The following is a 23,569-nucleotide window of genomic DNA, read 5'->3' on the forward strand; positions in this document are numbered from 1 at the left end:
GGAACGCTTAGGGAAGCTTTTGGCCGGTTAGAGCAATTTTAATGAACAGCCGACTTTAGGATCAGGCTCCGACCTTACAGCGTCACGACCACGCGGCCGCGTATCTTGCCGTCGAGAATGTCCTGCCCTGCCTGGATGATGTCGTCGAAACCGATCCTCGTGGAAAGCGCTGCGAGCTTCGAACGGTCGAGTTCCGTTGCGAGACGCCGCCACGCTTCCAGACGCAGCGTTCTCGGCGCCATCACGGAATCGATGCCGAGCAGCGAAACGCCGCGCAGGATGAAGGGGGCGACGCTGGCCGGCAGGTCCATGCCCTGCGCGAGGCCGCAGGCTGCGACGGCGCCGCCATAGGATGTCATCGACAGGACGTTCGCGAGAGTGGTGCTGCCGACGGCGTCGATTCCGCCGGCCCATCTTTCCCTGGCAAGCGGCTTTGCCGGTCCCGACAACTCGCTGCGGTCGATGATTTCGGCTGCACCCAGATCCTTGAGAAATGCGGTTTCGGACACGCGGCCGGTGGAGGCTACGACGTGGTAGCCGAGCCTGGAGAGGAGGGCGATCGCGACGGTGCCGACGCCGCCCGACGCGCCGGTCACGACCACCGGGCCGCGATCCGGCGTGATCTCGTGCCGTTCGAGCGCCATCACGGCGAGCATAGCGGTATAGCCGGCCGTGCCGATCGCCATGGCTTCCCCGGCGCTCATGCCCTCGGGCAGAGGCACCAGCCAGTCGCCCTTGACGCGCGATTTCTCCGCATGGGCGCCGAGATGCGTTTCCCCCGTGCCCCAGCCGTTGAGGATGACCTTGTCGCCCGGTTTCCAGTCGGGATTGTCGGAAGTCAGCACCGTGCCGGCGAAATCGATGCCCGGCACCATGGGAAACCGCCTGACGACGGGCGCCTTGCCGGTGATGGCAAGACCGTCCTTGTAGTTGACGGTCGTGGCCTCCACCTGCACCGTGACGTCCCCGTCCATCAGGTCAGCGTCACTCAGTTCGCCGAAAGCCACGGACTGCACCTTGTCCTCGCCGCGCGTGATGACGATGGCTTTGAACGTGTCGGGCATCGAGGACCTCTGGAGCTTGCGGTACGGGTGCGGGAATGTGTTGCGGCGTGTCCTGCCGGTCAACTGCCTATGGCGCGTTCGTTGCGGTCGCGTCGCCATTGCAGGAATTCTTCGAGGATGACGAGCGCCGCGCCGACCGAGATGAAGACATCGGCCAGATTGAACACGGCGAACGACCAGACCGGCGTGTGGAACAGGAAATAGTCGATCACATAGCCCAGCATCGAGCGATCGATCAGATTGCCGATCGCCCCGCCGACGATCAGCGCGAAGCCGAGGCGTGCGACGATCTGGCCGGGCCGTGAGCGGGACGCGAGAAACAGCACGAAGGCGACGACCGCGATGGAAAGGATGATGAGCGGCAGGTCGCCGGCTTCCGAGAACATCGAGAAGGCGACGCCCGTATTGTAGGTGCGGTAGAGCGCGAAGAAGGGGAGGATATCGATCTGCTCGTGCATGACGAGATTGGCCTCGACCCATATCTTGGCCCACTGGTCGAGCGCCACTGCGGCCGCCGCGATTGCCGAATAGCCGAGCAGCGCCTTCATGCGTCACCGTCGAGCGAAAGGGCGCCGCGCCGGATCTCGAACAGCATCACGCCCGTCGCCACCGCCAGATTGAGCGAATCGGCGCGGCCGGCCTGAGGGATGCGCAGGAGCTTGTCGCAGGTTTTGGCGAGTTCGTCCGGCAATCCCTGCTGCTCGTTGCCCATCAGCAGCAGCACCGGCTTGCCGTCATAGCGCACGGAGCGGTAGTCGACCGCGCCCTTGAGATGGGTCCCGGCCAACAGTCCGGAGAACCCCTTTCGCCAGTCCAGGAATGCGTCGACGCTCGTCTTCACCAGCGGCACGGCGAAGACCGAGCCCATGGTGGCGCGCACGGTTTCCAGCGAGAAGGGGTCGGTGGTGTCGCCGATGAGGATGACGCCTCTGGCGCCCACGGCGTCGGCGGTGCGGATGATCGTGCCCAGATTGCCCGGATCGCGCACGCGGTCGAGGCCGATCCAGACATCGCTGCCTTCAGGCCTGACGGATTTCAGCGGCAGGAAGCGCTGCGTGAACACGCCGACGACGATCTGCGGATTGTCGCGCCGCGTGATGGCCGAAAGCACCTTCTCCGACACTTCGAGCACGGTCCCGCCGGCTGCAACGGTGCGTGCGGCCACCTTCTCCACCGTCGGGTTGCCGATTGCCGACTTGGCGAAGATCAGCGTTCTGATCGTCCAGCCGAGATCGAGCGCGTCGATGACGAGCTTCAACCCTTCCGCCATGAAAGCGTTCTGCTGGTCGCGGAATTTCTTCAGCGCCAGCGCCTTGATGTCCTTTACCAGCGGATTGGCCAGGCTGGTGACTTCCTTGACCTGCCCCACGCGGCCTGTCTCGCGCTGGCTCATGCCGCCACCCACCGGGAGAACAGCGAGGTCGAGAGCGCCCGGCCCGCGGCCTTTTCGCGGATGATGAGTTCGCCCGATTCCACCGTGCCGCCCATGCCGGCGAAGGTGTCGCGCATCAGCGCGTGGATGGAGAAGAACGACGCGCGGATCGAATAGGCCGTCAACACGACTGCCAGTGGTTTCGGCGAAAGGATGGCGCGGCAGAGCGCGGTGAGGCGGGGAAGATCCTCGAACAACTGCCACACCTCGCCCTTGGGGCCACGCCCATAGGCAGGCGGGTCGAAAAGCACGATGTCGTAGCCATTGCCGCGCCGTTCCTCGCGCTCGGCGAACTTCATGGCATCCTCGACGATCCAGCGTATGGGCTTGTCGGAAAGCCGCGCCATTTCCTGGTTCTCCCGCGCCCAGCCGATCGCCTTCTTCGAGGCGTCGACATGCGTCACTTCCGCCCCGGCGCGCGCCGCCACCAGCGACGCGAGGCCGGTATAGCCAAAGAGGTTGAGCACCTTCACCGGACGTTTCGCCGACGCGATGAGGCCCGCCATATGATCCCAGTGGGACGCCTGTTCCGGGAAGACGCCGACATGGCGGAAAGAGGTGAAACGCCCGAGATAGTCGATGCCGTTATGCCGCATCGGCCACGTTTCGCCGAGCGCGGCCTTCGGAAAGCGCCAGCGGCCCATGCCTTCCTCGTCCGTGTCGCCGGTGAAGACGGCATCCGCCTGCCGCCACTCCCGTTCCGGTAGCGCGGGCTGCCAGATCGCCTGACCCTCCGGCCGTACGATGCGGTATGGGCCGTATTGTTCCAGCTTCTGGCCGCCGCCGCTGTCGAGAAGGGCGTAGTCGGCGTTGGGCAGCACTTCGAGGATCAGCGGAACCCGCTCGGCGGGCAGCGCACCCGACGGTCGCGGCAGCGGTGCGGGCTTCGCGGTGTCCGGCTGCAGCCTTTCCGGGCGCCGCGCCGCCTGCTTCTGCTCGTTCCGCAAAGGCCGTTCGCGCCCCGCCTGCGGCCGATCCGGACGCCGGTCGCTCTTCCTGTCGCGAAAGGATTTCAACTTGCTCTGCGGCTCCTGCTCAGGCTGACCTGCTTCTGCCACAGTGACCGGGTAGGGGCAAGTTTGAAGGGTGTGCTCGCCTTGCTCGCCGTCGCCTGCTGGGCTAGCGTTTGCCGGGGCTTGAAACCATGTCTGGCAAGTCGTCGTCTGCATCGTCGCCATTCTGGCGTGTTCTGGCATGCTGCGCCTTTTTTCTCGGCGCGGCGGCGGCGTTTGCGCCGGTATCCTTCGCCGGCGTTGAGCTGCCCGGCGACGAGTTGGCCACCCGGCGCGCAGCCGATCTGGACATGTTGAGGCAGGAGCTTTCGGGGCTGCCTCCAATCATGCCGGGCGCGCCACCGACGGGAAAACGGCGGGCTTTCGTCGTTGGCAACGACGAATATGCGGAAATCGACCGCCTTCAGAAAGCCGAGGGCGACGCTCGTTCCATTGCCGAGGCGCTGAAGGCGCTGGATTTCACGGTATCGCTGCACGAGAACCTGAAGCGCGACGACTTCGACGACGCCCTCGAAGCGTTCTACGGAACGCTGCAGGAAGGCGACACCGCGGTCTTCTTCTATTCCGGACACGGGATCGCGCTCGACGGCGTCAACTACCTGCTGCCGGTGGACATGCCCGCGATCGAGGCGGACGATGCGCGCAAGGTGCGGCGCGAGGCGGTGGATGCGACGGAGATCGTCGGCACGCTTGCCGACCGTGGCGTGCAATTGGCGCTGGTGGTGCTCGACGCCTGCCGCGACGATCCTTTCGCGCGCGACGGCACACGCGGCGCGGCGAAGATCGGCGGACTTGCGCCGATCCAGCCGAACAAGGGCGTCTTTGTCATCTATTCGGCCGGAGTCGGCGAAAAGGCGCTGGATCGTCTCGGCCCCGGCGATGCCGATCCGAATTCCATATTCACGCGGAAATTCATGCCGATCCTCGAGACGCCCGGTCTGCCGCTGGTCGACATCGCCAAGCGCACGCAGGTCGAGGTGCGCGCCCTTGCCCAGCAGGTGCGGCACACCCAGGCGCCGGCCTACTACGATCAGGTCGTCGGCCAGTATTATTTCCAGCCACCGAGCCCCAAGCTCTACGGTATCGCCATCGGCATCGACGAGTATGTCGGCTATCGGTTGCGGGGCGCGGTCAACGATGCCGAGCGGGTCGCGCGCGCCATCGAGGCGCTGGGCGCGGAAAAGATCGTGCGGCTTTTCGACCGCAACGCCAATGTCCAGTTCATCGACTATGTCTGGCGCGATATGCTGGAGGATGCCAATCCCGGCGACACGATCGTGCTGTCCTACGCGGGCGCCAGCCTGCAGATGCCGGACCCGACCGGCGAGGAAGAGGATGGGTGGCAGGAAGCGCTCACGCTCGGCAACTTCGATTTTCCCGCAGCCCGCGCCGACCGCTCCTCGGTCGATCCGGATTCGGTCATTTCCGATGATGAGCTGACGCGCTGGATGGCGCTGGCGGCCGACAGGAACGTCAATGTCGTGCTCTTCGTCGACGGCTGCGACGCCGGCGGTCTGCTCGACCGCGAATTCGCCAATGTTTCCTTCATCGGTTCGAGCGCCGAGGGCGAGGTCGTGAAGGAGTATGAGGTCGAGGGCAGGGCGCACGGCCTTGCCAGCGTCGCCTTCGCGGCTGCTCTGGAAGGCGCGGCCGACTACAATGGCGACGGCTTCATCACCCAGCGCGAACTTTATCACCATGTCGCGGATGGCGTGTTTCAGGGTGCGGGTCTTCAGCAGAATCCGCAATTCCTGCCGGTCCTGAACGGCGAGGCGAAGGACGGAAGCGATCGCGCCACCGACATGGCGCTTTTCCGCCTGCCGGTCGACGTTGCCACGCGCGTCAAGGCTGCCTTAGAGGTGCCGTATCCAGGCGACCGGAACGGCGTCGGGACGCGATAGGGCGGGGACTGCCCCGCCCTGATCCGAGCTCCGGACTCGGCGTTTGACGAATCAGGCTCGTTTCAGACGTGGGGCGCTGCCGACCGGCACGGCCTTGAAATCGGGCAGGTTCTTCAGGTCGCGCTCGGCTCCGCCCGGATTGTAGATGGCGAGCAGCACCAGCGGTTCCCAGCCGGTGTTCACCGTCGAATGGTAGATGGCCGTCGGGATATAGATCGTGTCGCCCGCGCGTACCTCGAACTCCGGCTTGTCGTCCACCATCTGGCGGCCGGTGCCGGAGAGCACGTAGAGGATTTCCTCGGAAGTCGGATGGTTGTGTCGGGTATGGCCTTCGCCCGGCAACAGCACGACCTGACCGAACGTTATGTTGGCGCCCGGCGTGTTGTCGGGGCTCACCAGCCACTTGATGACGCCCCAGTCGAAGGTCTGGGTCTCGTATTTCTTAGGATCGACTGCGCTCAATTTTTCCCTCCCTTTGCCCCGTTGGCGCTACCCGCGCATCTTCTCATAAACGGCGATGCCCGCCGCCAGATCCTCGATCGCGGCTCCGACGGACTTGAACAGCGTGATCTCTTCCGCCGTCTTGCGGCCACTCGCATTGCCGCGCGCGAGATCGTAGAGATCGCCCGCTATATCTTCCGATTTCAGCACGCCGGACGCCAGCGGCTGCACGATGTCGCCGGCCTCCTTGGTGGCGCCGCCGCGCGTATCCACGAACACGGTTGCGCGGCGGATGGCGTCGTCGTCGGCCTCGCGCATCGCCGGTGTGAAGCCGCCGACCAGGTCGAGATGGGCGCCCGGTTTGAGCCGCGCACCCTTGACCAGCGGCGTGCTGGTTATCGTGCAGCACGATATGATATCGGCCTCGGCCACCTCCGCGTCGAGATCGTCGACAGCCTGCGCGGCTATACCTCCGGCGCGCAAGTCGGCCGCCACCTTCTCGGCGTTTTCGGCCGTCCGGTTCCATATGTGGATTGAGGAAATTGGCCGCACCGCCGCATGCGCCTTGGCCAGAAAGCGCGACAAGGCGCCCGCGCCCACGATCAGCAGGCGCGAGGCGTCTTCGCGGGCCAGATAGGTCGCCGCGAGCGCCGAGGCGCAGGCGGTACGCCATTGCGTCAGCCGCTGGCCGTCGATCAGCGCGCAGGGTTCGCCCGTTCTGCCGTCGAGCAGCAGGTAGAGGCCCATGACCGCCGGCTTGCCGATCTGGTTGTTGTCGGGCGACACGGTGACGATCTTGACGCCGACATAGCCGCCCGCAGACGTACCGGCCGCGTTCAAATCGTTCCATGCCGGCATCAGCAGCAGCGTGGAAGCTGCGCCGTCAGGCCGCTCCACCGTATGGTGATGACGCACCGGCTGTACGGCGCCATCACGGAACGCCTTGCGAAGCGTCTCCACCAGACCATCGAAAGTCAGCGCGCGGTCGACATCGGCGGCGGAAAGGGTGAGCATCGTCGCTATGCCGGACGCCGGCCTCAGGCCGCCGGTTTCGGCAGGCTCGGGCCTGTCGCGGAAACCGTCTGCAAATTCTTCTTCTGCGTTGCGCGCAGCGTCTCGGCTTCCGCCCCGCGTTGCCGGGCGAGCTTGCGATAGTGGCCCTGCTTCAGCCAGGTGGCGAAGCTGCCCAGCAGCACCCCGAGAGCCATCGCCGCGAACAGGAAGACGAACAGCGGCAACTGGATGGTCAGCGCCGGATTGCCGGGGTGGAAGGGGTCTAGCGTGAACGGCACCCACGACCGGTTGGCGACCGCCAGCGCGATCAGCACGATGGCGATCGGGACGATGATGGCGATGAGAACGATGCGATTGATCATTGATTCATCATGACGCTTGGAAGCGGCGGCGTGAATGGCCTATTTCGCCGCGTTCAGCCGCTCGCGCAATTCCTTGCCGGTCTTGAAGAACGGCACCCACTTCTCCTCGACATCGACCGTTTCGCCGGTGCGGGGATTGCGTCCTGTGCGTGCCGGTCGGTTCTTGACGGAGAATGCGCCGAAGCCGCGCAGCTCGACCCGGTTGCCGTCGGCCAGGGCTTCCGCGATCTCGTCGAAGATCGCGTTCACGATGTTTTCGACATCCCGCAGGAACAGGTGCGGGTTCCGGTTTGCGATCAGCTGTACAAGTTCGGATTTGATCATTGAGCGCGTTCCCCGCTTGCTTTCGGTAAGCATGACGTAGGCAAATGTTTTTATTGGATTTTCGGTACGCAATCCGGCTCAGTTAGGTTGCCAGACCGACAACAGCCCGTCAAGGAACAACCGCTCCGCGCCGAGTTCCCGGATGATTTCGCCGCTGCCGGCCGGGTAGCCCAGCGCCACCGCGATCCTGTCCAGCGCCGACTGCGAAAAGAACAGGGACCCGTTGGCGTTCCTCGGCTTCCACTCGATAACGTCCAGACCGGTGTCCACGCCTTTCGTACCCAGCCAGTCGATGGCCTTGTCCTCGCCGCCGACCGCGTCGATCAGCCTTTTCTGAAGAGCCTGCCTGCCGGTGAAGACGGAGCCGTCCGCGAGCGTCAGCACTTCCGCCCGCGACATTGCGCGCCGCTCGGCGACCAGGCCGACGAACCAGTCGTAGCTGTCCATGATCATGGTCCGCAGCATGGCGCGCTCGGGCTCCGTGGTCGGGTTGAAGGGCGACGGTTCCGCTTTCAGCGGCGCCGACTTCACCTCGTCCAGCGTCACGCCGATCTTGTCCATCAGGCCCGAGACGTTCGGGAACTGCACCAGCACGCCGATCGACCCGACGATCGAGGACTGGCGTGCGACGATATGATCCGTCGCCGTGGCGATCATGTAGCCCGCCGACGCGGCCAGCGTGCCGACCTGCGCCACCACCGGCTTCTCGGCGGCGAGCTTGCGCAGTTCCTCGTAGAGTGCCTCGCCGCCGACTGTCGTGCCGCCGGGCGAATCGATCGAGACGATGACGCCCTTGACGCTGCCGGCCTTGCGGATGTCCTCCAGCCTTTCGAGCAGCTTGTCGTCCTCCGTGATCGTGCCCTCGATCTTTATTTTGGCGATGTGATCCGCGGAGATTCCGCGGAATTCCTCTCCGCCGGCGAGATAGATAGCCGCGACGATGGCGACCGCCGCCGCCGCGAGCGTCGCAACCCGCCAGAATGTCAGCTTTCGGCGCAATCTCTGCCTTTCGATCAGGTCATCAACTCGCATGGCCGCTCCATCCTCGAAGCCCGGTTTGAAGGGGCGGTTGTAGAGCATGCCACCCCGCCGTGCCACCATGAAGAATTTGCGGTGTCGTCGACCCGCTGGTAACGGATCGAAAAATGACCATATTATTCGTGAATAGCTCCCGCGCATGGTTCCCTGCGGCGCGTTCGGAGCGCAATTGTGCGAATTGAGACTTGGGGTGCTCGCGGTCAAGAGGGCGGTGTCGCGAGCGAATCGACTGCAGCTGTGACAGTCTGCCCGACGCGCCGTTGCGCGTGCAATTCGATCTGGGCATAGGTTTTACATGTTGGCGCCGACCACGACCACGAAAGAAGACGAGCTGATCGCCGACCGCGCGTCGCAGAGCGTACGCTCGCGCGAGGCGGACTTTCAGCGCGCGCAGGCCCATTCGAGCAAGGTGCGCATGCTCAAATGGTCGCTGCCCACACTGGGTCTCGCGCTCGCGCTGGCCTTTGGCGGATACACCTTCCTCTCCCGCGTGCCGCAGCTCACCTACGATATCGCAAGCGTCGCCTACGCCGACGGCAAGCTCGTCATGGCGAATCCGAAGGTCAATGGCGTGACGGCGGAGAACCGCCCTTATTCCATGACGGCGGCGCGCGCCGTCCAGGACCCCGGCAAGCAGCATATCGTGGAGCTCGAGGGCATAGACGCCGTCATCCCGATCGACGTCGAGAATTCGGCCGCCATCGTTGCCGAGCGCGGCGTCTACGACAGCGAGACGAATATCCTCAACATCGACAGCCCGTTTTCGGTGACCGCCAGCAACGGCGTCGCCGCCAAACTCGTCAACGCCACCGTGAGCATAGACGAGGGCACGATGAAGACCGACAAGCCGGTCGAGATCACCCGGAACGGCAGCAAGATCACGGCCGACTCGCTCTCCGTCCTTGAAAATGGGAAGGTGATCGTGTTCGAGAACAGGGTACGTCTCATCATCATGCCGGACGCGCTTCAGCCGGGCGGCAAATCTGGAGAGCAACATGCGGGGAACTGATCTGCTGGCCTTCGCCTTGCTGACCTTGGCGGCGGGCCCGGCATTCGCACAGACGAGCAGCACCGGTATCAAGCTGGACGGCGACAAGCCGATCCAGATCGAAAGCGACAGGCTGGAGGTGCGCGAGCAGGAAAGCAAGGCGATCTTCACCGGCAACGTCACCGTGGTGCAGGGCCCCACGCTTCTCAAGGCCGGCGTCATGACCGTCTTCTACGTCAAGGGCGCCGGGGACAACGCCAACTCGACGGGCTCGCAGCAGATCGACCGGCTCGAAGTCTCCAACAAGGTCTATATCAAGTCGGAAAACCAGGTCGCCACCGGCGACGAGGGCACGTTCGACGTCAAGAGCAGCACCTTCACCTTGAAGGGCAAGGAAGTGGTGCTCACCGACGGCGGCAACGTCGCTCAAGGGTGCAGCCTCACCGTCAACACCACCACCGGCCGCTCGCAGCTCGACAGTTGCGGCAGCGGTTCGGGCGGCCGCGTGAAGGTCCAGCTTGCGCCCGCCAACCAGGGCAATTGATGGTGGATGCTTCGCCCGCACAGCCGGCCGCCTCGCGGTCGGCGCGCAACAACCACGCCGCCTCACGTAGCGCGGCGATGCGCGAGGGCCTCAAGGGCACCCTGATCGCGCGCGACCTGACCAAGAGCTACAAGGGCCGGCAGGTGGTGAAGGGCGTGTCGCTGGGCGTGAGGGCCGGCGAGGCCGTCGGCCTGCTCGGGCCGAACGGCGCAGGCAAGACGACCTGCTTCTACATGGTCACCGGGCTTGTGCCCGTCGACAAGGGGTCGATCGAAATCGACGGCTTCGACGTCACGTCCATGCCGATGTACCGGCGCGCCCGTCTCGGCATAGGCTACCTACCGCAGGAAGCGTCGATCTTCCGTGGCCTCTCCGTCGAAGACAATGTCCGCGCGGTGCTGGAGGTCGTCGAGAAGAGCCGCAAGCAGCGCGAGATCGCGCTCGACGCGCTGCTTGAGGAGTTTCACATCGCGCATCTGCGCAAGGCGCCTTCGGTGTCGCTCTCGGGCGGCGAGCGGCGACGCCTCGAAATCGCCCGCGCCCTCGCCAGCAAGCCGAGCTACATGCTGCTCGACGAGCCCTTCGCCGGCATCGATCCGATCGCCGTGTCGGACATCCAGCGCCTCGTTCGTCACCTGACCGCGCGCGGCATCGGCGTGCTGATCACCGATCACAATGTCCGCGAGACGCTCGGCCTCATCGATCGCGCCTACATCATCCACGCCGGCGAGGTCCTGACCCACGGCACGCCGGCCGAGATCGTCGCCAATGCCGACGTGCGTCGGCTCTACCTCGGCGAAGGCTTCACGCTGTAGTTGCGCCAGTCAGCGCTTGCGCCGGGGCAAGGCCGGCGGAATGCAACCTTTCGTAAGCGACGTTGCATGGCCGGCGCTTGACAGGCAAGAGCCGGGCCAGTTTCATGGAGTGACGGGGCGCAGCGGTCGGAAACGCTATGCCAGGGTGGAGTGGAATTCCGGAGTAGCCGCGGCCTATGGCGCTTGCGACCAAATTGCTGCTGCGTCAGGCCCAGTCTCTGGTGATGACGCCGCAATTGATGCAGTCGATACGGCTGCTGCAGCTCAGCCATCCTGAGCTGGAACGTTTCATCGACGAGGAGATGGAGCGCAATCCTCTTCTGGAGCGCGTCGACCAGCCCGATGATGTCGCCACGCCGCCCTCGCAGCCCGCCGAACCGCAGGATGCCGACGGGATCTGGGTGCAGGACGACGGCAGCTGGACCGCCCAGTCCATGTCCGAACAGCTCGACACATCGCTGGAGAACATCTTTCCGGAGGATACCGGCGCTTCGGAGCGTCTGGCGCCGGACCTGTCCGCGCAATGGAAGTCCTCGTCCGGCAGCGCGCCGGGCGGCATGTCCGGCGATTTCGACATGGAGGACCTGGCTGCCGCGCCGGTCACGCTTCAGGATCATGTGGCCGAGCAGATCGCTTTCCAGATCGCCGATCCGGTGGACCGGGCGATCGCGCGTGAACTGGCGGACGGGCTGGACGACGCCGGCTATTTCCACGGCGACCCGGACGACATCGCCGCGCGGCTTGGCGTCGACCGGCAGACCCTGGACAGGGTGCTGTCGCTCTGCCACGGATTCGAGCCGGCGGGGCTCTTCGCGCGCGACCTCGCCGGGTGCCTGTCGTTGCAGCTCGCCGCCCGCGACCGGCTCGACCCGGCCATGCAGGCGCTCGTCGGCAATCTGGGGCTTCTGGCGCGCCGCGACTATGCGGCGCTCCGCAAGCTGTGCGGCGTCGACGACGAGGATCTTCTGGACATGGTGGCAGAGGTACGGGCGCTCGATCCGCGTCCGGGGCTCGCTTTTCAGGGTGGCAGGGCGGAGTCGATCGTACCCGACATCGAGGTGCGGCCGGCGGCGGACGGTTCGTGGTCGGTGGAACTCAATCCCGACACGCTGCCGCGCGTCCTCGTCAACAATTCCTATTTCGCGCGCGTCAACGCCACGGTGAAGACGCAGCCGGAGCGTGATTTCCTGTCGGATTGCCTGCAGAGCGCGAACTGGCTGACCCGCAGCCTGGATCAGCGCGCGCGGACGATCCTGAAGGTCGCCATCGAGATCGTGAAGCAGCAGGACGCATTTCTGGCCCACGGCGTTCGTCACCTGCGGCCGCTGACGCTGAAGACGGTTGCCGCCGCGATTTCCATGCATGAATCGACGGTCAGCCGTGTCACCGCCAACAAATTCATGCTGACGCCGCGTGGCGTCTTCGAGCTGCGCTATTTCTTCACCGCTTCGATCGCGGCGGTGGAGGGCGAGGAAAGCCATTCCTCGGAGGCGGTGCGGCACCGTATCAGGGGGATGATCGCGGACGAGGACGTCTCCAACGTGCTGTCGGATGACGCCATTGTCGCACTCCTGAAATCGGACGGCGTCGACGTCGCGCGGCGCACCGTGGCCAAGTATCGGGAAAGTATGGACATTCCGTCATCGGTACAGCGGCGGCGCGAAAAGCGTGCAGTCGCGTGCCGATAAGAACTCGCTTCCGCGGCTTCGGGCGTGCTGACAAGTAGACTCACGCTTAATTGACAATGCCCGGCGAACTGACTAGAAGCCCGCCCGCAAGAGCCGGGTGGTTGTGTTCACACCGATGAAACGTCGCCCCAAGACCTGTGTTTAACCGGAAAGTTCGGACCTCGAAGCGGTGTTCAGGTCGCCGCAAAGCTTGTGTGCACCGACCACAGGTATAAACTCCCCAAAAGGGCGAACAGGAGGCCCATCCCGAAATGAGCTTACGTATCGCTGGCAAGCATATGGATATTGGCGATTCGTTCCGCAGCCGTATCGAGGAACGCGTGAACGAACTGGTTTCCAAATATTTCGGTGGGCGGTTTTCCGGACATGTCACGGTGCTCAAGGACGCATCGCGCTATTCTGCCGATTGCATGGTGAACCTGGATTCCGGCATGGCGCTGCAAGCCGCCGGGGAGGCTCACGAGCCGACGATCGCGTTCGAACTGGCGGCGGATCGTCTGGAAACCCGGCTGCGCCGGTATAAAAGGCGCCTGAAGGCGCATCCGGCGGGCGTCGGGGGCGAGTCGATCGACATTTCCTACCGCGTCATGGCGCCCGTCGCCGACGAGGAGGAAGAGGTCGCCGACGACTATTCGCCGGCGATCGTCGCCGAACTGTCGCTTGCCCTGAAGACGATGACGGTCGCTTCCGCCGTGGTCGAACTGGATACCAAGGAAAGCCCGGTTTTCGTGTTCCGGAACGCCGGCAATCAGGAAATCAACATCGTTTACCGTCGGCCGGACGGAAATATCGGCTGGATCGACCCGTCTTCGGCAAAAGTCGCACGGGCGTAACGCGACTCAGCGCTGTTGCGGGCGTCTGCCCGTGACAGTGACGGGAACAGGGGATTTGATGATGGATCTAAGCGATCTGATCGACGTTCCGGCAATCATGCCCGCCTTGCGCGCCAACTCCAAGAAACAGCTTCTCCAGCTTCTGGCGGAGAAGGCGGCACAGGTAACCGGTCTGCCGGAGCGTGAGATATTCGACACCATCCTGCAGCGGGAGCGGCTGGGGTCGACCGGCGTCGGCAACGGCATCGCCATTCCGCACGGCAAGCTGGCCGGCGTGAAGCGCATCACGGGCGTTTTCGCAAGGCTTGAGTCGCCGGTAGACTTCGAGGCGCTGGACGACCAGCCGGTCGATCTGGTGTTTCTGCTGCTGGCGCCGGAGGGGGCGGGCGCCGATCACCTGAAGGCGCTGTCGCGCATTGCCCGCGTGCTGCGCGATTCCGATACGGTCGCGAAGATCCGTGGAACGAAGGACGCGGCCGCCATCCACACCCTGCTGTCGCACACCCCGGCGTCACACGCCGCATAGGCGCGGCCGCATCGATTATCCATTTAAGGGCGGCCGGAGCCGCCCTTTGCTTTTCCGATTATCCGGTTGGAGCATTTCCAGCAAAAGTGTGACGCGGCGGTTTTGCGTCCGGAAATGCGGCTAAAACAAAGAGGTAGAGCGGTTCCACCGATTCCGTAAAAACCGGAACCGCTCTAATGAACAGCGACCGGCGTCAGATCGTTCTGGAACGCGCCGGCTACGGCCGAATCGCGCCTGTCCGACAGAAGGATCGGCGTGCCGTTCGCGGCGAACACGGCCCAGAGCTTGGTGCCCGGAGCAATTTCGGGCAGACCGGGGAACTTGGTCTTCAGGTCGTCGCTGATCATTTCGCGAACGTAGGCCACAGCCCCTTCGCCGATATGCGCCAACTGCGCCTGCGAGATATTCCGAACTTGATTCTCAGCCATTTCAGCCTCCAAGGAGCGGGGCGTCCCAATGACCAACCCGCGACAGAGCTTTCAGTTCCGGTGGGTTTGACGATCAGTCTTTCACCGAAATGTTTATTTTCCGTACCAGCCTCTGCGGCTCGGGCCTTTGCAGGTCGATCGAAAGCAGACCGTTCCGCAATTCGCATCCCGTCACCAGCATCCCGTCGGCCAGTACGAAAGTTCGCTGGAATTGCCGGGCCGCAATGCCGCGATGAAGGAACTCGCGCTCCCCGTCGTCGTTCTGCCGGCCCCGTACCACCAGCTGGTTCTCTTCGGTCGTGACGTCGAGATTCTCGTCCGAAAAGCCCGCGACCGCGAGCGTGATGCGAAGCTTGTCGCCCTGGCCCTCGGCGCAGCGGATTCGCTCTATGTTGTAGGGCGGATAGGAATCGCCGGACTTCGCAAGACGCTCGAGTGTCTTTTCCATTGTGTCGAACCCAAGCAGAAGCGGGCTCGAAAAAGGCGTCATGCGGCTCATTCCATCTGTCCTCGAAGAGCGACCGAAAAGGAAAAGACCCGGATGGCGTCCTTTCCTTGGTTCCTGATATGGTCTGCCGCCGCAGCGAGTTCAAGGCTCCACAGAGGGTCGCCCAACAGACAAGGAAACGATGGCTTTGGCGCAGAAGATCATTATCGACACCGACCCCGGCCAGGACGACGCCATGGCGATCCTGCTCGCGCTCGGCAGCCCGGAACTGCACGTGCTGGGCATAACCGCCGTTGGCGGCAATGTGCCGCTCGCGCTGACGGAGAAGAACGCCCGCAAGATCTGCGAACTCGCCGGCCGCCCGGACATCAGGGTGTTTGCCGGCGCCGGCCGGCCACTGGTCCGGAAACTCGTCACCGCCGAACAGGTGCATGGCAAGACCGGCCTCGACGGGCCGGACCTTCCGGAACCCACCATGCCGCTGCAGAAGCAGCATGCGGTCGATTTCATCGTCGAGACGCTGATGCGGGAGGAAAGCGGCACGGTCACCCTCTGCACCCTCGGGCCGCTGACCAATGTCGCGCTTGCATTGAACCGCGAGCCGAAGATCGCCGGGCGCATCAGGCGGATCGTGCTGATGGGCGGCGGCTTCTTCGAGGGCGGCAACACGACGCCGGCGGCCGAGTTCAACATCTATGTCGACCCGCACGCCTGCGACGTCGTGCTGAAGTCGGGCATCGCGATCACGATGATGCCGCTGGACGTCACGCACAAGGCCCTTACCACGGCAACGCGCGTGGCGGCGTTTCGTGCGCTCGGTACGCGCGTCGGCCGCGCCGCGGCCGAGATGCTGGAGTTTTTCGAGCGCTTCGACGAGGAGAAATACGGTACCGATGGCGGTCCGCTGCACGATCCCTGCGTCATCGCCTATCTGCTGAAGCCGGAGCTTTTCAGGGGCCGCGAGTGCAATGTCGAAGTCGAGATCGCGTCGGAACTCACCATGGGCATGACGGTGGTCGACTGGTGGGGCGTCACCAGACGCAAGAAGAACGCCATGGTGATGCGCGACATCGACGCGGATGGTTTCTATGCCCTGCTGGCCGAGCGCCTCGGCAGGCTGAACTGACGCGTTCTATGCTTTCGAGGTGGCCAGCCAGACGCCGCCGCCCACCAGAAAGCTGCCGCTGATGCGCGACAGGAGCTTGACGCGTCTGGCGGACAGCAGCCGACCGGCGCGCCCGGCGGCGAGCGCATAGGCGCTGTCGCTGACCGCCGCGCACACCATCGCCGTGGCGCCCATGATTATGATCTGGACGGCGTGATTGCCGGCGGGATCGATGAACTGGGGAAAGAACGCGCCGAAGAAGATCAGCGTCTTGGGGTTTGACAGAGCCACGACAAGGCCTTGAAGGAAGAAGCCGCCGCGCGGCCTTCTCGCCGTTCCGTCGGGATTGAGGACGCCCTTCGAACGGAACATCCGGACGCCGATCCATATCAGATATGCCGCGCCCAACAAGCGCACCCACTCGAACCCATGGCCGATGCCCTCCATCAGCGAGGTGAGTCCGACACCCACGATCGCGATCATGATCGTCAGGCCGGCCTGCGTGCCGACGACATTGGCGAGACCGGCCCGCGCGCCGTGGCGGATCGAGTTGGCGATGATCAGCGTGACGGTAGGGCCGGGCACCAGGATGATGATCAGGCATGCCAGCAGATAGGCTGCGTAGAGTTCAAACGACATCGAAACTTTCCGAAAATGGTCAGTGCGAAGCTCCCGCCGGCCAGTCCAGCAGGCTTTCATAAAGAGCGGCCGCCCGCAAGACAGCGGCGTCGCCGCGCGGCGGCCCGATCAGCTGTATGCCCATCGGCCGTCCGTCGGCCGAGAAACCGGCGGGCACGTTGGCGGCCGGGCAGCCGGCCATCGAGGCATAGGCGGTCACTTCCATCCAGCGATGATAGCTGGTCATGTCTTTGCCGCCGACCGTCTCCGGCCAATGCGTGGCGACGTCGAACGGAAACACCTGCGCGCTCGGCAACACCAGCAGGTCGAAACGCTCGAACAGGCGCAGAATGGTCCTGTACCAGTCGGATCGCACCACCGAGGCCGCGTGGATTTCCGGCGCTTTGAGCGCTAGCGCGCCTTCGATTTCCCACACTGTTTCCGGTTTCAGCAGCGCGCGCCTGGCGGGATCGTCGTAGAGCGGTTTCAGACCGCTGCCGCTCGTCGCGTGCCGCAGCGTGACGAAGGCGCGCCAGAGCCGCTCGTAGTCGAAATCCGGCACGAAAGGCTCCACCTGCCAGCCGGCGTCGGCGAAGCGCCGCACGGCATTTTCGCAAAGCGGCAGCACGCCGGGCTCGGTCGGCAGATGACCGCCCAGGTCGCCGAGCCAGGCGATCCGTCCAGGCGCCGTCCTGCCGATGCCCGACAGAAAACTGCCATCGGTACGAAGCGAGAGCGGCGCGCGGTCGTCATAGCCTGCCATCACGTCGAGCAACAGGGCAAGGTCGCGCACATTTCGCGCCATCGGGCCCTCGACGCCGATCTGGGTCAGGAACAGATCCTTCTCCGGCCCGGAAGGCACGCGGCCCTGCGAAGGGCGCAATCCGTAGACATTGTTATACGCGGCCGGATTGCGCAGCGAGCCGCCATAGTCGCTGCCATCGGCGAGCGGCATCATGTCGAGCGCCAGCGCCACCGCCGCGCCGCCGCTCGATCCGCCTGCGGTAAGCGCCGGATCGAAGGCGTTTTGCGTCGGCCCGAACACCTCATTGTAGGTTTGCGAGCCGAATCCGAACTCCGGCGTGTTCGTCTTGCCGATGACGATGGCGCCAGCCGCCCGGATGCGCTCGACGAAGATCGCATCCTCCTGCGGCACGAGATCCGCGAAGGCCAGCGAGCCCCAGGTGGTGCGGAGCCCCTTCGTCTCGGCGAGGTCCTTGATGGCGATGGGCAGGCCGAACAATGGCCCCGCTTCCCGGCCGGCCGCGAGCAGGGCGTCCTTCCCGTCGGCATCGCGCAGGATGTCATCGCGGTCGCGCAGCGACACGATGGCGTTCACGCACGGATTGACGGCCTCGATCCGGTCGAGAAACGCCGAAACGACCTCCCTCACGGCGAACTTTCGCGATTTGATGCGTTCGACGAGTTCAGTCGCCGGAAGACGGCAGATCGCGCCGGCCGGCGGGATATCGTGCCGGGTTCGCGGCCTTCTCGTCATGGCCGCCTCTCAGGCCTTCGACAGCGCGGCATCCACGTCGGCCGCGAGCGGAATCGCCGGCTGCGCCCCCGATTTCAGGCATGCCAGAGAACCGGCGGCGGCGGCTCGCCGCAACGCCTCCTCCAGCGGGCGGCCCTGTGCGAGCGCCGCGCCGAGATAGCCGCAGAATGTGTCGCCAGCACCAACCGTGTCGATCGGCGTGATCTTCATGGCGGGAACCGTCGTGAAGCCGCCGGGCGTTGCCGCCATGACGCCGTCTCCGCCGAGCGTCACGATGATGGCGCGGCCCGTCGCCGCCACAAAAGCCTTCATCCGCTCGGACCGCGTCGTGCCCGCCAGCGAAAGCGCATCCGCGAACAGGTCGAACTCCGTCTCATTGGCCACCACATAGTCAGCCTTGGCGAGCAGCGGCGCGGCTTCCGGCCGGAATGGAGCGGTGTTGAGCAGCGTCACCGCGCGTGCGTTGCGCGCGGTGTCGAGCACCTTTTCCACGGTGACGAGCGGGATTTCGTGCTGGAGCAATATGTGCTCGCCCGGCGCGAAGCGGAGATTTTCGACAGCCTGCGCGTCCATCGTCGCATTGGCGCCGGGGATGATGGCGATGACGTTCTCGCCGTCGCCGCCGACGAAGATCACCGCGATGCCGGTCGCCGTGTCACGCTCCGCCACGAGGCTGAGATCGACACCCGCCTCCCTGAGCATCGCCAGGGCCTCCGGCGCGAAGGAATCCTGGCCCACGGCGCCGACCATGCGCACTCTGGCGCCTGCGCGCGCTGCGGCGAGCGCCTGATTGGCGCCCTTGCCGCCGGCGGCGGTGCGGAAACTGTTTCCCGGCACCGTCTCGCCCGGCAGCGGCAGCCGATCCATCGCGGCGATGAGGTCGAGATTGATGGAGCCGACGACGGTGATCATGAAAAAGGCCTCCCGCATGAGCGGGAAGCCTTACTCCGTCGCGATGCGACCGGCAATCAGGACGGCGAGACCTGTCCCGCTTCCCAGCCCAGAATGGCGCGTTTACGCGTCAAGCCCCAATGATAGCCGGTCAGTGCGCCCGATTTGCCCAGCGCCCGGTGGCAGGGCACGACGAAGGACATCGGATTGGCGCCGACCGCCGCGCCCACCGCACGGCTTGCCTTGGGCGCGCCGATGCTCTCGGCGATCGCAGAATAGGTGCACGCCTTGCCCATCGGTATGCGCAGCAGCGCCTCCCACACCCGGATCTGGAAATCCGTGCCGATCAACACCACCCGCAACGGCTGGTCGGAGCGCCATTTCGCCGGGTCGAAGATGCGCGCGGCATAGGGCGCGGTGGCCGAAATATCCTCGACATAGGTCGCATTCGGCCAGCGGCTTGTCATATCCTCCAGCGCCGCCCGTTCGTCACCCGGATCGTTGAAGGCGAGGCCCGCGAGGCCGCGATCCGTCACCATCAGCAGCGCGATGCCGAAGGGCGAGATGTGGAAGCCGTAGCGGATCGTCAGGCCGGCGCCCCGCGTCTTGTAGTCGCCGGGGGACATCGCCTCATGCGTCACGAACAGGTCGTGCAGCCGGGCTGGTCCCGACATGCCCACTTCATAGGTCGCGTCGAGCACGGAAAGGCCGGCATCCAGAAGACGGCGGGCATGGTCGAGCGTCACAGCCTGCAAAAAACCCTTCGGCGACAGGCCGGCCCAGCGCGTGAACAGCTTTTGCAGGCCATTGGGCGTGTCGCCGGAGGCTTCGGCCAGAGCCTCCAGTGAGGGCTGGTCGCGATAGTCGAGGCTGATCTTCTCGATCACCCGGCGCACGACCTCGTAGTCGCTGCCTTCCGGCGTAATGTCGGTTTCGAGGGCGATCGAGGCTTTCGTCTGCATGAGGGCGTTCATAGCGAATATCTCCTTCGCCGAGAATATCGCTACTCGCGACCGCGCTTCCCACCCGAAACTTGCCTTGTGGAATTCAGCTCTTCGCCTTTACCAGCGCTTGCGAGAAGGCCTTGGCGAAACTCTCCCGATCGTCCGGATTGAGGAAGCCGCCGATCGGCACGCGTCTACCCTGGCCTTCCACGGCCATTTGCGTGATGCCGATTTCATCATGGCGCGATACGGCGAATTTCGCCCAGAACGGGTTGAAGCGATAGTCTTGAGATTTGCCTGACGGCGCTGTCTTGCGGATGTCGAGCGCGGTGCGCGAGACGGAAACCTCCTCACGCGCCCGCGCGGCCCGGTAATTCATGCGGAAGGCGACGTAGAGCAGCACGACGTCGAGGCCGAAGAAGCCGAAGACCGGCCATGCTCCGCGGCTGAGGAAGAATGCGCCCGTCACCAGCCAGCCGAAGGTCAGCGTTCCCATCAGGACGAGGAAGCCGGTTCGCCCGAGCGACCGGTGCGGGGTCAGCAACGCCCTGAAGAACGGCTCGTCGGCGGCAAGTCCGGTGTTTGTGTCGCTCATGCCCCGGAATTATAGAGGGTCGATGACCAACCCCAAATCACAAAAAATAGCATCCGCAAATAAGTCGGTGGCGAAGGCCCCGGCGCGCAGGTCGGCGCGACCTCGCTATTCGCCGGCCGAGGTGCGGGAAATCTTCCGACGTTTCGCCATCCAGCGCCCGGAGCCGAAAGGAGAACTCGAACACATCAATCCCTTTACGCTGCTTGTCGCCGTGGTGCTTTCGGCCCAGGCCACGGATGCGGGGGTCAACAAGGCGACGCGGGCGCTCTTCAAGGTGGCGGATACGCCGCAAAAAATGGTGGAACTGGGCGAGGCAAGATTGGGCGACTACATTCGCTCCATCGGTCTCTGGCGCAACAAGGCGAAGAACGTCATCGCGCTGAGCGAGGCGCTCATCCGCGACTATGGCGGCAAGGTGCCGGACGAGCGCGACGCCTTGACGAAATTGCCCGGCGTCGGCCGCAAGACCGCCAATGTCGTGCTGAACATGGCGTTCGGCCAGCCCACCATGGCCGTCGACACCCATATATTCCGCATCGGCAACCGTCTCGGACTGGCGCCGGGCAAGACGCCGGAAGAGGTGGAGGAGGGTCTCGTCCGTATCATTCCGCCCGAATACATGCGCCACGCCCATCACTGGCTGATCCTGCACGGCCGCTATGTCTGCAAGGCGCGCAAGCCCGAGTGCCCGCGCTGCGTGATCGCCGATATCTGCAAGGCGGAAGAGAAAACGACAGATATTCCCGCGCCGCTCGTGGAACTGAAACCGCTCGATGCGAATTTCGAGGAGCCGGCGCCCGGTTCGTGAGCCGCCGGCATCGAACGGTAACGCGGCGGAGTATTCCATGGCCGATCTGAAGCGCGCGCTGAATCCGATGCCCGAGGACGTGCGGGCCGCGCTGGTGAAGGCGGATCTGGTCGAGGTCTACGAGGCGCGGCCGCCTTATCAGCGCAACGACTATCTCGGCTGGATCGGCCGCGCGAAGCGGGAGGAGACGCGGGCAAAACGCCTGCGTCAGATGATGGAAGAACTCCGCAAGGGCGACGTCTACATGAACATGAAATGGAACGGCGGCTGAAGCGATGTTATCGCCTCAACGTTGCTCCACGCCGCGTGATCGCCTTGAAAAGGTGGACCATCATCGCTGCGGCGAAGAGCGGCGTCAGCAGATTGACCAGCGGGATCGCCAGAAATGCCGCGATCGCCAGCCCCGCGAGGAAGATCGTTCCGGCATTGCGGCTTCGCAATGCCTTCGCTTCCCGTTCCGGCATGTGCCTCATGGCCGCGAACTCGAAGAATTCCCGCCCCAGCAGATAGCCGTTGACGAGGAAAAAAGCGGCGATGTTGATGCCGGGCACGAGCAGCAGCAACAGCGCCACGATGTTGCCGAGGATGACGACGCCGAGGAATTTCAACGACAAAACCAGTGACCGGATGGCGGGCAATGCCCGGCCGGGTGGGTCGCCCGGATAGTCCGCGCGCTCGATCACTTCGGCTATGTCGTCGAGGAAGATGCCCGCGACCAGCGCGCTGATCGGTGCGATCAGCAGGGCTAATCCAAGCGCCAGAACGATCCCGGCGGCGATCGCGGCGACGGGACCGAGCCAGTCGGCCCAATTCGGCAGGTCGGGCGCGAAACCCGTCAGCCAGGGCAGGGCCAGCCACTCGAAAATGCCGCTGAGGCCGAACCACAGCGCGACAAGGGCGAGCAGCGTCAGGCCGAGGGTCTTGAGGAAGACCCAGCGGAACTCGGCGGTGAAAAGGCGGGCGAGCGCGGCGCTCGCGGCGTCGAGGATCATGGGTCTCTCCTGAGGCCGCAGATAGTTGCGCCATAACGTATCGGCAAGTGCCGCGAAGCGGCGGGGTTGCAAACTGGCCGGAAGCCTGTAAACCCGCGCGCGACCCCGTATGCCGGAAACATGCGGGACTTGCTTCTGCGGGGAAGGCCAGTCTCGATGAGTGACTACGATGTGCTGTGCATCGGCAATGCGATCGTCGACATCATCGCGCAGTGCGACGACGACTTCCTGGTCGAGAACGGCATCATCAAGGGAGCGATGAACCTTATCGACGCCGACCGTGCCGAACTCCTCTACAGCCGCATGGGTCCCGCCATCGAGGCGTCGGGCGGCAGCGCCGGCAACACGGCCGCAGGCGTGGCGAGTTTCGGCGGCCGCGCTGCCTATTTCGGCAAGATCTCGAACGACCATCTGGGCGGCATCTACACGCACGACATACGCGCGCAGGGCGTCGCCTTCGATACGAAACCGCTGACCGGTGAGCCGCCTACGGCGCGCTCGATGATCTTCGTCACCCCGGATGGCGAGCGTTCGATGAACACCTATCTCGGCGCATGTGTCGAACTTGGCCCGGAGGATGTCGAGACGGAGAAGGCGAAGGGCGCCAAGGTCACCTATTTCGAAGGCTACCTCTGGGACCCGCCGCGCGCCAAGGAGGCGATCCGCCTGACGGCCGAGCACGCCCATGCCGCCGGGCGTGAGGTCTCCATGACGCTTTCGGATTCCTTCTGTGTCGACCGCTACCGCGACGAATTCCTCGATCTCATGCGGTCCGGCACCGTCGATATCGTCTTCGCCAATGAAAGCGAGTTGAAGGCGCTATACCAGACCTCCTCCTTCGAGGCGGGGCTGGAAGCGATCCGCCGGGACTGCAAGCTCGCCGCCGTGACGCGTTCCGAACTTGGTTCGATAATCGTCTCCGCCGCCGGAACCGTGCCTGTCGATGCAATCGAGATCGAAAAGCTGGTCGACACGACGGGAGCAGGCGATCTCTACGCGGCTGGGTTCCTGTTCGGCTACACGGCCGGCCGCTCGCTCGCCGATTGTGGCAAGCTCGGCTCGCTGGCGGCAGGCCTCGTCATCCAGCAGATAGGCCCCCGCCCGCGTACGAATCTTCGGGCGGCCGCGCAGGAAGCGGGTCTTCTGTAGCCGTCACATCCAGTCATGACCAGCGGCCGGGCGCACATCCGACCGTCCGTGCTTTCCCGCCTTATTCTGCGGCGCCCCTGCGGCAAAACTGCTGAAGGCGATCATTCTCG

At 64.6% G+C, this 23,569-nt stretch carries 28 protein-coding genes; 11 read left to right on the plus strand and 17 right to left on the minus strand.

What is annotated here, in order from left to right:
* Positions 1–74 precede the first annotated feature (74 nt).
* Genes M9955_11380 through M9955_11395 form a run of 4 tightly spaced genes read right to left on the minus strand, consistent with a single transcriptional unit; the run spans position 75 to position 3,512 of the window.
* Positions 75–1,064: an oxidoreductase gene (locus M9955_11380; GenBank protein MCO5082245.1), complete on the minus strand. Its 990-nt coding sequence runs from the start codon at positions 1,062–1,064 to the stop codon at positions 75–77.
* Between the two features lie 59 nt (positions 1,065–1,123).
* The gene (gene lspA, locus M9955_11385) at positions 1,124–1,612 is read right to left on the minus strand and encodes a signal peptidase II (GenBank protein MCO5082246.1); all 489 of its coding nucleotides are present in this window, start codon (positions 1,610–1,612) and stop codon (positions 1,124–1,126) included.
* The gene (locus tag M9955_11390) at positions 1,609–2,457 is read right to left on the minus strand and encodes an RNA methyltransferase (protein ID MCO5082247.1); all 849 of its coding nucleotides are present in this window, start codon (positions 2,455–2,457) and stop codon (positions 1,609–1,611) included. The genes lspA and M9955_11390 overlap by 4 nt, the downstream gene beginning before the upstream one ends.
* The gene (locus M9955_11395; protein ID MCO5082248.1) at positions 2,454–3,512 is read right to left on the minus strand and encodes a class I SAM-dependent rRNA methyltransferase; all 1,059 of its coding nucleotides are present in this window, start codon (positions 3,510–3,512) and stop codon (positions 2,454–2,456) included. Before M9955_11395 ends, M9955_11390 begins: the two co-directional genes overlap by 4 nt.
* A gap of 128 nt (positions 3,513–3,640) precedes the next feature.
* On the opposite strand from M9955_11395, the gene M9955_11400 reads away from it, so the two are divergent.
* Entirely contained in the window at positions 3,641–5,410 is a 1,770-nt protein-coding gene (locus M9955_11400) for a caspase family protein (GenBank protein MCO5082249.1), read from the plus strand.
* A 51-nt stretch (positions 5,411–5,461) separates the two neighbouring features.
* Here M9955_11400 and M9955_11405 read toward each other — a convergent pair whose 3' ends face one another.
* The 5 genes from M9955_11405 to sppA form a co-directional block, all read right to left on the minus strand.
* Positions 5,462–5,872, minus strand: a complete 411-nt coding sequence (locus M9955_11405; protein MCO5082250.1) for a cupin domain-containing protein — start codon at positions 5,870–5,872, stop codon at positions 5,462–5,464.
* Between the two features lie 27 nt (positions 5,873–5,899).
* Complete coding sequence (locus M9955_11410; GenBank protein MCO5082251.1) at positions 5,900–6,865, minus strand: ornithine cyclodeaminase family protein; 966 nt, start codon at positions 6,863–6,865, stop codon at positions 5,900–5,902.
* Between the two features lie 23 nt (positions 6,866–6,888).
* Positions 6,889–7,227, minus strand: a complete 339-nt coding sequence (locus M9955_11415) for a DUF1049 domain-containing protein (GenBank protein MCO5082252.1) — start codon at positions 7,225–7,227, stop codon at positions 6,889–6,891.
* Between the two features lie 39 nt (positions 7,228–7,266).
* Positions 7,267–7,551, minus strand: coding sequence for an integration host factor subunit beta (locus tag M9955_11420; protein ID MCO5082253.1), 285 nt, complete (start codon positions 7,549–7,551; stop codon positions 7,267–7,269).
* Between the two features lie 78 nt (positions 7,552–7,629).
* Entirely contained in the window at positions 7,630–8,583 is a 954-nt protein-coding gene (gene sppA / locus M9955_11425; GenBank protein MCO5082254.1) for a signal peptide peptidase SppA, read from the minus strand.
* A gap of 301 nt (positions 8,584–8,884) precedes the next feature.
* On the opposite strand from sppA, the gene lptC reads away from it, so the two are divergent.
* The 6 genes from lptC to ptsN all read left to right on the plus strand — a co-directional run bounded on the left by lptC (position 8,885) and on the right by ptsN (position 13,983).
* On the plus strand, positions 8,885–9,598 hold the full coding sequence (gene lptC / locus M9955_11430; GenBank protein ID MCO5082255.1) for an LPS export ABC transporter periplasmic protein LptC: 714 nt from the start codon (positions 8,885–8,887) through the stop codon (positions 9,596–9,598).
* On the plus strand, positions 9,585–10,121 hold the full coding sequence (locus M9955_11435) for an LPS ABC transporter substrate-binding protein LptA (GenBank protein ID MCO5082256.1): 537 nt from the start codon (positions 9,585–9,587) through the stop codon (positions 10,119–10,121). The genes lptC and M9955_11435 overlap by 14 nt, the downstream gene beginning before the upstream one ends.
* Before the next feature lie 77 nt (positions 10,122–10,198).
* Entirely contained in the window at positions 10,199–10,936 is a 738-nt protein-coding gene (lptB, locus tag M9955_11440; GenBank protein MCO5082257.1) for an LPS export ABC transporter ATP-binding protein, read from the plus strand.
* A 176-nt stretch (positions 10,937–11,112) separates the two neighbouring features.
* Positions 11,113–12,624: an RNA polymerase factor sigma-54 gene (gene rpoN / locus M9955_11445; GenBank protein ID MCO5082258.1), complete on the plus strand. Its 1,512-nt coding sequence runs from the start codon at positions 11,113–11,115 to the stop codon at positions 12,622–12,624.
* 251 nt (positions 12,625–12,875) lie between these two features.
* A complete protein-coding gene (gene raiA, locus M9955_11450; GenBank protein MCO5082259.1) occupies positions 12,876–13,457 on the plus strand; it encodes a ribosome-associated translation inhibitor RaiA in 582 nt (193 codons plus the stop codon).
* 61 nt (positions 13,458–13,518) lie between these two features.
* Positions 13,519–13,983, plus strand: coding sequence for a PTS IIA-like nitrogen regulatory protein PtsN (gene ptsN / locus M9955_11455; GenBank protein ID MCO5082260.1), 465 nt, complete (start codon positions 13,519–13,521; stop codon positions 13,981–13,983).
* Between the two features lie 173 nt (positions 13,984–14,156).
* On the opposite strand, the gene M9955_11460 is transcribed toward ptsN, so the two are convergent.
* Positions 14,157–14,411 carry a DUF1150 family protein gene (locus M9955_11460; protein MCO5082261.1) on the minus strand — a complete coding sequence of 85 codons (255 nt, stop codon included), beginning with the start codon at positions 14,409–14,411 and terminating at the stop codon, positions 14,157–14,159.
* 73 nt (positions 14,412–14,484) lie between these two features.
* Entirely contained in the window at positions 14,485–14,910 is a 426-nt protein-coding gene (locus tag M9955_11465) for an Hsp20 family protein (protein MCO5082262.1), read from the minus strand.
* Between the two features lie 130 nt (positions 14,911–15,040).
* Between M9955_11465 and M9955_11470 the strand changes: the two genes are divergently transcribed.
* The gene (locus M9955_11470) at positions 15,041–15,985 is read left to right on the plus strand and encodes a nucleoside hydrolase (GenBank protein MCO5082263.1); all 945 of its coding nucleotides are present in this window, start codon (positions 15,041–15,043) and stop codon (positions 15,983–15,985) included.
* Positions 15,986–15,991: 6 nt separating this feature from the next.
* Here M9955_11470 and M9955_11475 read toward each other — a convergent pair whose 3' ends face one another.
* The 5 genes from M9955_11475 to M9955_11495 all read right to left on the minus strand — a co-directional run bounded on the left by M9955_11475 (position 15,992) and on the right by M9955_11495 (position 20,510).
* Entirely contained in the window at positions 15,992–16,603 is a 612-nt protein-coding gene (locus tag M9955_11475) for a LysE family translocator (GenBank protein ID MCO5082264.1), read from the minus strand.
* Positions 16,604–16,622: 19 nt separating this feature from the next.
* The gene (locus M9955_11480; GenBank protein ID MCO5082265.1) at positions 16,623–18,080 is read right to left on the minus strand and encodes an amidase; all 1,458 of its coding nucleotides are present in this window, start codon (positions 18,078–18,080) and stop codon (positions 16,623–16,625) included.
* 9 nt (positions 18,081–18,089) lie between these two features.
* Positions 18,090–18,992: a ribokinase gene (locus M9955_11485; protein ID MCO5082266.1), complete on the minus strand. Its 903-nt coding sequence runs from the start codon at positions 18,990–18,992 to the stop codon at positions 18,090–18,092.
* A 56-nt stretch (positions 18,993–19,048) separates the two neighbouring features.
* Entirely contained in the window at positions 19,049–19,945 is an 897-nt protein-coding gene (locus tag M9955_11490) for a bifunctional helix-turn-helix domain-containing protein/methylated-DNA--[protein]-cysteine S-methyltransferase (GenBank protein MCO5082267.1), read from the minus strand.
* A gap of 73 nt (positions 19,946–20,018) precedes the next feature.
* Complete coding sequence (locus M9955_11495; protein ID MCO5082268.1) at positions 20,019–20,510, minus strand: DUF2244 domain-containing protein; 492 nt, start codon at positions 20,508–20,510, stop codon at positions 20,019–20,021.
* Between the two features lie 22 nt (positions 20,511–20,532).
* Here M9955_11495 and nth point away from each other — a divergent pair, with 22 nt between their 5' ends.
* Together nth and M9955_11505 are read left to right on the plus strand one after the other, a co-directional pair.
* Positions 20,533–21,318 carry an endonuclease III gene (gene nth, locus M9955_11500; GenBank protein MCO5082269.1) on the plus strand — a complete coding sequence of 262 codons (786 nt, stop codon included), beginning with the start codon at positions 20,533–20,535 and terminating at the stop codon, positions 21,316–21,318.
* Between the two features lie 37 nt (positions 21,319–21,355).
* Complete coding sequence (locus tag M9955_11505) at positions 21,356–21,589, plus strand: YdeI/OmpD-associated family protein (protein ID MCO5082270.1); 234 nt, start codon at positions 21,356–21,358, stop codon at positions 21,587–21,589.
* Between the two features lie 7 nt (positions 21,590–21,596).
* Here M9955_11505 and M9955_11510 read toward each other — a convergent pair whose 3' ends face one another.
* Complete coding sequence (locus M9955_11510; GenBank protein MCO5082271.1) at positions 21,597–22,310, minus strand: sulfate transporter family protein; 714 nt, start codon at positions 22,308–22,310, stop codon at positions 21,597–21,599.
* 156 nt (positions 22,311–22,466) lie between these two features.
* On the opposite strand from M9955_11510, the gene M9955_11515 reads away from it, so the two are divergent.
* Positions 22,467–23,459, plus strand: a complete 993-nt coding sequence (locus M9955_11515; GenBank protein ID MCO5082272.1) for an adenosine kinase — start codon at positions 22,467–22,469, stop codon at positions 23,457–23,459.
* Positions 23,460–23,569 lie beyond the last annotated feature (110 nt).

The sequence above is a fragment of the Rhizobiaceae bacterium genome (assembly GCA_023953845.1).
Classification (GTDB): Bacteria; Pseudomonadota; Alphaproteobacteria; order Rhizobiales; family Rhizobiaceae; genus Arvimicrobium.